The organism is Streptomyces sp. NPDC050121 (genome assembly GCF_044460385.1).
Classification (GTDB): domain Bacteria; phylum Actinomycetota; class Actinomycetes; order Streptomycetales; family Streptomycetaceae; genus Streptomyces; species Streptomyces soliscabiei.
In genome coordinates this window covers 25622-27643 of record NZ_JBITJV010000069.1, presented here as the reverse complement: position 1 = coordinate 27643, position 2022 = coordinate 25622, and the positions used below count along the sequence as shown (strand labels likewise).

General features: G+C 69.9%; 3 protein-coding genes and 1 pseudogene. All 4 read right to left on the bottom strand.

Annotated elements, in window-relative coordinates; genetic code table 11:
- The coding region (locus tag ACIBTS_RS47290; protein ID WP_399327865.1) for a hypothetical protein at positions 1–317 on the bottom strand (317 nt) is incomplete at its 3' end.
- A gap of 6 nt (positions 318–323) precedes the next feature.
- Positions 324–680, bottom strand: coding sequence for a hypothetical protein (locus tag ACIBTS_RS47285; protein WP_399327863.1), 357 nt, complete (start codon positions 678–680; stop codon positions 324–326).
- Positions 673–1179 (bottom strand): YbaB/EbfC family nucleoid-associated protein, encoded by a 507-nt coding sequence (locus ACIBTS_RS47280; RefSeq protein WP_316725222.1) that lies wholly within the window; start codon positions 1177–1179, stop codon positions 673–675. Before ACIBTS_RS47280 ends, ACIBTS_RS47285 begins: the two co-directional genes overlap by 8 nt.
- A 14-nt stretch (positions 1180–1193) precedes the next feature.
- Positions 1194–2022, bottom strand: a pseudogene (locus tag ACIBTS_RS47275) (hypothetical protein); the annotation flags it as partial.

Genomic DNA, 2022 nt, shown 5'->3' with positions numbered 1-2022 from the left:
ATCTGGTAGGAGGTCCTGACCCTGTTGTCGGCGACCTCGTCCAGCTGCCGCGAGAACTGCTTGAGATTGGCGGTCCCGCCCTGGTCCACGAACATGCGCATCGCGCGGACGTAGTTCTGGCCGGCCTGGGGCGGCAGCGCGCGGGCCGCGCTGCCGATCGACTTCTCGACCAGGTCGGACAGCTCGTCCAGATTCCTGGCCAGCTTCCGGTACGGTGCGTGACTCTCGCGCGCCAGGTCCTCGTTCGCCTGGATGAGGCGTTCGCCGGTGAGGACGAACAGCATGTTGTTCACCGGCGTCGAGGCCTGGATCGCCATGTCGTATCAGCTCTTTCTGCCGGTCCCGGTGCTGCCCGCGCCCCGTGACGTGAGGATCGCGTCGAGGTTTCCGGCCTGGGTCTTGAGGATGTTCCGTGCGTTCTCGAGACTGCCGTGGGAGACGGCGCCGATCGCCTCAGCGACCGCCCTGCCGGTGTCGGTCGTCGAGGTCAGTTCCCTGTCCAGGTTCGTACGCAGCGACCGGCCGTAGCTGTCATCGCCCTCCCAGCCGCTGGTCGCCCTCGCCCCCTCGGCGAAGTCGCCGACGATGGCACCGGACATGGCGGCGATCTTGTCGATGAGCTCCGCCGCCCTGCGGACCTCGTCCGCGTTCGCGCTGTAGGCGCCGCCGGTGTCAGACATCGTGCTCGTCCTCCGTGTCCTCGTGGATCTCGTCGCGCAGGCGGTTCCTGGAAGGGCCGCCGGGGGCGGTGTGCGCGGTCTCCTGGACACCGGGACCGAAGATCGCGGCCCAGTCGACGTCCATACCGGTCATCTCGGGTACGGCGTCGCTCGGCCGGGTGAAGGGCTCGAACGTCTCCATCACCTGCCGGGACATCTGCGTCCGGGCGCGCTCCGCCGCCTCCAGGACGCTGCCGGCCAGCTCACCGGCGGTCATGTTCCGGTACTTGCCGTCCAGGAACCGCAGTTCCGTCAGCTCGCCCTGGTGACCGACCGTGACCTCGACCGCACGGTCCCTGGAGCGCACGGTGCAGGATGCATGACGCAGTTCCTCCTCCGCCTCGGCCACAGCCTTCTGGGTGGCTTCGAGTTCGGCCATCGCCTGGGCCAGCCGCTGCTCGATCGACGCCTCCTGCGCCACCGGTTCCCCGGACGTGTCCTTTGCGCCACCGTCGTTCATCGTTCTGCCTCCGCTCATCGTCCGATCACCGCCGGAGCGCCGCCTTCGTCCGTGCCCCACACGTCGTCGTCCTCCTCCGTCCCCCAGTTCGACCGCACGCGGTCGCCGGACTCGGTGGACCGGCCACCCTGACCGCCGTCCATCCCCATGGGGGCGTACGGGGTGGAGGCCGTGACGGGCCGTCCGCCCCTGGTGACGACCACGTCCTCCTCGTCGTCGGCCGACGCGGCCCCCCGGGACCTCCGCCGTCGGCGCAGGGCGGCGCCGTCGCCGTCGCTGAGCACCGAGCGGACGCGTTCGCCGTTCGATCCGCCGGTGCCGCCTCCGCCCATGCCACCCATGCCGCCCATGCCACCCATACCGCCCATGCCACCGAACGCCATGGGGTTCAGCGGCATGCCGCCGGTGCTCTCCTGGGCAGCCGAGGAGCTGGTGGAGTCATCGGTGGGTGCGCCCAGCGCGCGACCGGCGTACGGGATGCTGTCGTAGTCCTCGTAGGAGTCGGCGCCCGCGTGCCCGGTGGCGGCGGTTCCGCCGGCCAGTGCCGGGTTGAGCGGTGTGCTCATGGGCTGGTGGGCGTTGAGACCGGAGGTGTCGAAGTCGTGAAGGTCGAACGAACTCGGTGACGGCAGATGATGGTTCAGCCCGGAGGTATCGCTGCCGGAGTGACCGGAGTGACCGGAGGTGCCGGAGTGGCCGCCGCTGCCCGGGGTGTGCTTGCCGGTGGACGAGCCGTTCAGGTCGGTGGTGGTGGTGACGCTCCCGTCGGGGTTGATGGTCTGGACCGACCCGTCCGGGTATTTGGTGGTCAGCGAGCCGTCGGGGTTGAGGGCGGTGGTGCTG

What these genes read in the sequence shown, in the direction of transcription:
- ACIBTS_RS47285 (WP_399327863.1), bottom strand. Translation starts at nt 680, where the DNA reads ATGTCTGACACCGGCGGCGCCTACAGCGCGAACGCGGACGAGGTCCGC.
- ACIBTS_RS47280 (WP_316725222.1), bottom strand. Translation starts at nt 1,179, where the DNA reads ATGAACGACGGTGGCGCAAAGGACACGTCCGGGGAACCGGTGGCGCAG.